6 protein-coding genes are annotated in these 6,437 nt (G+C 72.5%); 2 read left to right on the top strand and 4 right to left on the bottom strand.

The window, feature by feature from the left end:
* Nucleotides 1-1,141: 1,141 nt before the first annotated feature.
* The gene (locus ABT297_RS39290) at nt 1,142-1,564 is read right to left on the bottom strand and encodes a hypothetical protein (protein WP_350557890.1); all 423 of its coding nucleotides are present in this window, start codon (nt 1,562-1,564) and stop codon (nt 1,142-1,144) included.
* Between the two features lie 138 nt (nt 1,565-1,702).
* Here ABT297_RS39290 and ABT297_RS39285 point away from each other — a divergent pair, with 138 nt between their 5' ends.
* Nucleotides 1,703-2,578, top strand: coding sequence for an ion transporter (locus ABT297_RS39285; protein ID WP_350557887.1), 876 nt, complete (start codon nt 1,703-1,705; stop codon nt 2,576-2,578).
* A 34-nt stretch (nt 2,579-2,612) separates the two neighbouring features.
* On the opposite strand, the gene ABT297_RS39280 is transcribed toward ABT297_RS39285, so the two are convergent.
* Nucleotides 2,613-3,491: a class I SAM-dependent methyltransferase gene (locus ABT297_RS39280; RefSeq protein ID WP_350557884.1), complete on the bottom strand. Its 879-nt coding sequence runs from the start codon at nt 3,489-3,491 to the stop codon at nt 2,613-2,615.
* Between the two features lie 47 nt (nt 3,492-3,538).
* Here ABT297_RS39280 and ABT297_RS39275 point away from each other — a divergent pair, with 47 nt between their 5' ends.
* On the top strand, nt 3,539-4,108 hold the full coding sequence (locus tag ABT297_RS39275) for a helix-turn-helix domain-containing protein (protein WP_350557881.1): 570 nt from the start codon (nt 3,539-3,541) through the stop codon (nt 4,106-4,108).
* A gap of 1 nt (nt 4,109) precedes the next feature.
* Here the strand turns inward: ABT297_RS39275 and ABT297_RS39270 are convergent, their stop codons facing one another.
* Both ABT297_RS39270 and ABT297_RS39265 read right to left on the bottom strand, forming a co-directional pair.
* Nucleotides 4,110-4,889: an aminotransferase class IV gene (locus ABT297_RS39270; protein WP_350557878.1), complete on the bottom strand. Its 780-nt coding sequence runs from the start codon at nt 4,887-4,889 to the stop codon at nt 4,110-4,112.
* Nucleotides 4,858-6,339 carry a chemotaxis protein CheW gene (locus tag ABT297_RS39265; RefSeq protein ID WP_350557875.1) on the bottom strand — a complete coding sequence of 494 codons (1,482 nt, stop codon included), beginning with the start codon at nt 6,337-6,339 and terminating at the stop codon, nt 4,858-4,860. The genes ABT297_RS39270 and ABT297_RS39265 overlap by 32 nt, the downstream gene beginning before the upstream one ends.
* Nucleotides 6,340-6,437 lie beyond the last annotated feature (98 nt).

Here is a 6,437-nt window from a genome sequence, read left to right as displayed (position 1 = left end):
TCGGGGCGGTGGTTTCGGCCGGATTCTGAGATAATTGCATGCATGGGGCAGCTGGGATTGTTTTCAAGGGCGGAGTTGGCTGCCATGCGTGACCGAACCAGGTCACGTCGCTATTCTCCGGCGAATGAGCAGTTCCGCCGGGAGCACGCACGGCATCGAGACTGGGGCCTCGCCAGACGGCACTCCGAGAAACTCCGCCGTATCCGCGGCGACGCCCCGCCAGCGGTCAGCGACCAGCGGGACGGCTCGGTGCACGGATCGGTGCAGGGGCCGGTGCCGCCCTCGCCACCTCCGCCGCCGGTCACGCCGACTGACCAGGCGCAACGTCCCGCGAGCAGCACCGCGGCAAACGACCGTGAACCCGCGCCGCGTCAGGTGGACGGCGACGGGCGGCCCGGTCCTGGCCCAAAGCGTCGTCGCGCATCCACGCCACGGCTGCGCCGGCCCGCCGGTCCGGCAACGCATCGAACGGTCGGCGGAAATATACGGCCAACAGTGCATCGCGGCCGTCGTTCGGCAATGCCGCGCACGGCCGAGCGGCATTTCCGCCGAACACTCCGCACGGCAGGAACAAGCAGCCACTTTCCCCATGGACCGCCGGTGCAGATTCCCGAATGACGCGACCGCCGCGCGCATACCGTCCACATCGGACAGTGCTGGAAGCTGGGCGAAGCCCCCGAAGATCCAGCTACGGATGAGGACTCCATCCGTGACAGGGCCCGGCAAAGTTGCGAGATGTCCGAATTGTCCCACCGTGCTGTTGCCACTCAAAGGCCCACGAACAGGGGGGCCGGATCGCGATTGGTGTTCCAAAACGGACAGAACTCGACTTGTCGGGGCCCTGCCATCCGTGGTCGCCTACCGTGCCGTCCTTTGACATGCCGAGACAACCGGTCCGCTACGTGTCGTGCCTGCCGGCCATCGAACGCCGCACCCGCCGCACCCGACTGGCCCCGGACAACCGGGCCTACAACGCGCTGCTGCGCACCAACATGCACCCGGCGAACGCGGCTCCGCGCTGCTCACCAGCCGTTGGCGCACCCACCCCACGCCACCGCCAGCCCGCCATCGGTGACACCGTCCGCGCTGGCCTCGTCCCCACCCAATTCGAATACCGGAACCTACCGAATCCTTGCTGAGATCACGTCATTGTGCCGACGGAGATCACGAGATCCTCGCGGCCCGCGTATGACCAGAACACCGGCTCGTCGTCGTACGCCAGGTTCGACTCGGCCCAGATCGGATTGCCGGACACGACGAACCAGTCGTGGTCGCGTGACAGCAGGTAGAGGCCCCATCGGGGATCCACCTCCAGCGCGTGCCGTTCGCTGATCCTCGCCCGTTCGTCCGGCGTGGCCTCCCGGAGATAGAGGCCGCTCAGGACGAACGGTGCGCTGATGAACTGGACCCACTGGAACAGAACCTCAAGACGATGCTCGGTCGCGCTCGCATCCGACTGCAGCCACAGCTGTGTGTGGGTCCGGCTCACGCGCGTGATCTGGAAGAGCCGGCCCGGCGCCTCGAAGGAGGATGCCGTGTATCTACGGATACCTTGCTGGGTCACGTCAGGCCCCCGAAATCCTCTCGTAAACCGTCACCCAGACCGACGGGTGCGGCACCGGAAAGGTTGCGTCGGATACGGCGACAATCGAGCGGGCCCGCCTTCGGCCGGGTGGCCGACGGCTGTGTACGCTCGCGCACCGTGGACAGCACGCCGACTTCGGTGTCCCGGATGGCGGCCGCGTGCCGCGCATTGGTGGCCGCCCCATGGTTCAACGTCGCCTCGTTCGCCGTCATCCTGCTCAATGCCCTGACCCTCGGACTGGAGACGTACCGCGGCGTCGTCGGCACGGCGGGTCCGGCGTTCCGCGTCCTGGAGTACGCCTTCCTCGCCTGCTTCTCGGTGGAGCTGCTCATCCGCTTCGTGGCGCACCTGCCGCGGGCCGGCGGCTTCTTCCGTGACGGCTGGAACCTCTTCGACCTCGTGATCGTGCTCGCGCCGCTGGTGCCGGGCGTGCGGGAGAACGTGACCGTGCTGCGGCTGCTGCGCCTGGCCCGCATCGTGCGGACGTTCCGGCTCTTCCCGAGCCTGCGGGTGATCCTGGTCGGCATCCGGCGCAGCCTGCCCGGCCTGGGCAGCTTCCTGCTCATCACGGTGCTGGTGCTCTACGGCTACGCGATGCTCGGCTGGATGATCTTCGGCAAGGCGTACCCCGAGCAGTACGGCACCGTGGGCCAGGCGATGCTCACCCTGTTCCTGCTGCTGTCGCTGGACGGCATCACCGACACGCTGCAGGCCGGCCGCGAGGTGACGGAGTGGGGCATCGTGTACTACCTGTCGTACATGATCGCCGCGTCGTACCTGCTGACCAACCTCCTCGTCGGCGTGGTGCTCAACGCGCTGCAGGAGGCCCACCAGGAGGAGAGCGCGCCCGCCCCGGCGCCGGACGCGGGCATGGAACAGCGCCTGGCCGTCCTGCGCGCCGCCCTCGAGGACCTGGAGCGGGAGTACACCCGCTCCAGGCATGCCGCACTGCCGCCTCCACCGGTGCCGGTGGAGGCCGGCGCGCCGCGCTGACGGGCGCGCGGCACGAGCGGATCCGCAGCCGGATTCACGCGGGGCGGGCGGCGATCCAGCCCAGGCGCTCGGCCCGGACCGTCAGGTCGGTGCGGCGCAGGATCGAGTGCGGGCCTTGCTCGTCGAGCAGCGCGTCGAGCGCCGCGATGTCCTCGGCGTCGAGGTCGTCGGCGAGGCCCTCGCGGGACCGGCGCAGCGAGGCCACGGCGTAGCGGCCGGCCGCCTCGGGCGCCGGGGCCGGCAGGTCGGCGGCGAAGCGGCGCTCGGCGCGCACCTCGAACCCGGCCCCGGTGAGCGTGGCGGCCCAGTCGGCACCCATGTGCGGCATGTCCTCGGCGCGGCGGCGAGCCATGGCCTCGTGGCATCGCTCCTCCAGGCCCGGGCGGCCGACGCCCGCGTCGGCCGGCAGGAAGCGCGGGAACGACCCCAGCTCGATCACGGCGAGCAGCCCGCCCGCGGGCAGGACGGCCTGGATCTCGCGCAGGACCCGGCCGGGGTCGGCCAGGTGGTGCATGGAGTTGGCCGCCCACACCAGGTCGGCCTCGCCGATCCCGTCCGGCCAGCCGGCGTCGAGGTCGGCGATCACGGTGCGGACCCGGCCGGCGAGCCCGCGCCGCGCGGCGTTGGAGGTGAGCCGCTCCAGCATCGCGGCGTCGCTGTCGACGGCGACGACGCTCGCCCGGGGGAACTGGGCGAGCAGTTCGAGGGTCCCGGCGCCGGTGCCGGCGCCCAGGTCGACGATCGTGGCGGGCTCGCGGCCGGCGGCGTGCTCGCGGACCCAGCCCACGATGCCGGCGTGGTATTTGCGCAGCACCTCCGCGTCGAGGTCGAGGAGGGCGGCGAGGCCCTCGCCGTGGTGGTGATGGCCCTGGTGGTGCTGGCCGTGTGGATGACCGTGGTGGTGCGCAGGCATGCGGCAACTGTAGCCGCGCCTTGCCTGCATCGCATAGTATCTTGCGTATGACGCAAGACAGCGACCTCGACTCGCTGGTCCGCAAGCGCATCCGCGGGCTGCGTGCCGCTCTGGGCATGTCGCTCGACGACCTCGCGGCCGCCTGCTACATCAGCCCGTCGACGCTGAGCCGCATCGAGACCGGCCACCGCCGCATCAGCCTCGACCAGCTCACCGCGATCGCCCGGGCACTGGGCACCACCCTCGACCACCTCGTCGAGTCGGCCGACGCCGACGTGGTGATCCGCCCGCGGCACGAGCCCGAGCGCGGCGTGACCACGTGGACGCTGCGCCACGAGGCCGGCCCCGGCGGCAGGACGGTGGCCAAGATGCGCATCGACCGGCCCGTCCCCGGCCCGGATCAGCTGCGCGCCCACCCCGGCTTCGAGTGGTTCACGGTCCTGTCCGGCACGGTCGCCCTGCTGCTGGGCGAGCGCCTGATCCTCATCGAGACGGGCGAGGCCGCCGAGTTCTCCACGATGGTGCCGCACGCGTTCGGCGCCCACGGGGGCCCGGCCGAGATCCTCGGCGTCTTCGACCACGACGGCCGCCGCACCCACCTGCGCCGCCTGCCCTGACTCAAGCCCGGATCTCGTCCCAGGGGATGCCGGCCTCCGCCTCGGCCAGGCGGCGCATCAGGCCGGCGTCCACGCCATAGTCGACGTCGTCGATGCGGTGCACGGCGGTGATGCCGATCGAGTTGACGACGAACGCGGCGCGGTACGACGGCAGGTCGGCCAGCAGCACCTGGGCGCGGCGCGAGGGCAGGCCCGCGGCGGGCAGGCGCGGGGCCAGCAGCCCCATCGCGATGCCCGGCAGGTGCGGCGCCGTCGGCCAGGTCACGCCGGCGCCGTCGAAGAAGCCGATGTTGGCGATCGCCGACTCCTCGATCGCACCGGTGTGGTCGGTCAGCAGGGCGTCGTCGAAGCCCTCGGCCTCGGCGCGCCGGCCGTGGTAGCGCTGCCCGAAGCCACCCACGTGCTTGAGGTGGGCGGCGGGGCGCTCGTAGCGCACCGAGCGCAGCGAGACCGGGGCGGGCGGCGCGGGCGTCGGCGGCCGAACGACGACCACCACCATGAGCTCGTCCGGGCGGTACACGTTGATGCGCACCGCCGCGTCCGGCACGTCGCGGATCGCGTGGGCCAGGCGGGCCCGCACCAGGCCGGTGTCCAGCTCCGCGCCGAACAGCTCGCGGGTGGCGGCGGCGAGCCGGTCGAGGTGCGGCTCGAGGCCGCGCACCCGGCCGCCGCGCACCTGCATGGCGGTGAAGTGGCCGTAGTTGGCCAGGATCGGGTGGTACAGCTCCTCGAGCCTGGGCTCGCGGCCGTCAATCTCGACCCGGATCGGTGCCGTGTTCACGGTCGCCAACCATAGTGCGGGCGAAGCCGGCGAGGTCGAGGCGGGCGAGCATGCGGGTGCCGATCTTCACCAGCGGGCTGCCGGCCAGCGACGTGGGGGCCGGCACGTCGCCGGGCACCCGCTCCTCCCACGTCGACTCCTCGATCGCGCGCAGCGCCGGGACGATGAACCCGACCCCGGCGACCAGCAGCACCCGGGCGGCGGCCGGGTCGCCGGCGGCCGGCCCGCCGAGCAGGGCGGGCAGGTCCACCAGCGGCACCGACGTGCTGCGGTGCGTGAACACGCCACGCGTCGGGCCGCCGCCGGCGAACGGGATGATGTCCGTCGGGTGCGGGACGATCTCCTCGATCTGGGCGAGCGGGGTGGCGACCTCCGCGCCGGCCAGATACGTGAGGTACTTGCGGACCCGGTGCTCGATGACCCGCCCGTCCTGCGCCGGCGGGCCCTCGGGCGCCTCGCGGCGGGCGGGCGCGGCGCCGCCGATCGGCGTGCCGAGCGCGGCCAGGACCTCGAGCTCGCCGTCGGCGCGCAGCGCGGCGCCGTCCAGCACGAGGTACGAGCCGCCGGCCTGGCCGGGCAGGATGCCGACGGCGAACGCGGACGCGGGCAGGCCGAAGGCGGGCGTCGGCAGCACGTCGTCCGGCGGCGCCGACACGATCGAGACGACCTCGGTGACCGCGAAGGTCAGCAGGCCGCGCGGGAAGGCCAGGGCGACTCCGCGCTTGGCGTCGATCGGGGCGAGCGCGCCGAGTCCGAGCACGGCGAGCGTGTCGACGGTCGGCACGTAGCGCTCGCCGAGCTCGACGACGCCGTGGATGACGCCGTTGTCGATCGGCGAGGACTTCAGCATCAGCTCCGGCACGACCGAGTGGATGTGCGACACGTCCACGCACAGCCCGATCTCGCCGGCCCGCAGCAACATCATGCCGCGTCCGCGGGTGCCGCCGGCGCCGGCGGACGCGGCACCCTGGGCCTGCGCCTGCGCCATCGCGCCGCTGGGGCCGCCGGTGTCGGTGGCCAGCGCGATGCCCGGCAGGCGGCGGATCGCGGCGCAGTCCAGCACGCAGACCACGGCGCCGTCGTCGGGGCGCTCGAAGGTACGGCCGAACAGCGGCGGCAGCTCGCCGTTGACGGTCATGCCCAGATCGGCGTCCGCGTCGACGTGCACCACGCCGCGGACGGCGCCCGCGAGCAGCCCGAAGATCACCCCGTCGTGCGCCGCGACGACGACCACGTCCTGGCCGGGCGGTGCCTGAAGGCCCAGCAGCCGGCGCAGGTCGAGCACCGGGATGACCTGGTGGCGCAGGTTGACCGCGCCGACGAGCCCCGCTCCGGTGGCCAGCAGCGGCTCGAACGACGCCGGGCACGGGATCACCTCGCGCAGCTCCGACAGCGGCAGGGCGACCTGCACGTCGGCGACGGTGAAGACGCCGTACAACACACCGGTCATGGCGAACCCTCCGCTTCGCTCCGGCGGCGGCATGACTGAAACCCGCACCCCCGATGAGCGGCCCCTCCGCTCCGCTCCGGACCACTCATGCCGAACCC

It is taken from the genome of Dactylosporangium sp. NPDC000555 (assembly GCF_040300025.1).
Taxonomy (GTDB): Bacteria; Actinomycetota; Actinomycetes; order Mycobacteriales; family Micromonosporaceae; genus Dactylosporangium.
This window is presented reverse-complemented; position numbering and strand designations above follow the sequence as displayed.

Excerpts from the sequence above, each read along its gene's own strand:
- ABT297_RS39280 (WP_350557884.1), bottom strand. The coding sequence starts at position 3,491 with ATGCCTGCGCACCACCACGGTCATCCACACGGCCAGCACCACCAGGGC.
- ABT297_RS39275 (WP_350557881.1), top strand. The coding sequence starts at position 3,539 with ATGACGCAAGACAGCGACCTCGACTCGCTGGTCCGCAAGCGCATCCGC.
- ABT297_RS39265 (WP_350557875.1), bottom strand. The coding sequence starts at position 6,339 with ATGACCGGTGTGTTGTACGGCGTCTTCACCGTCGCCGACGTGCAGGTC.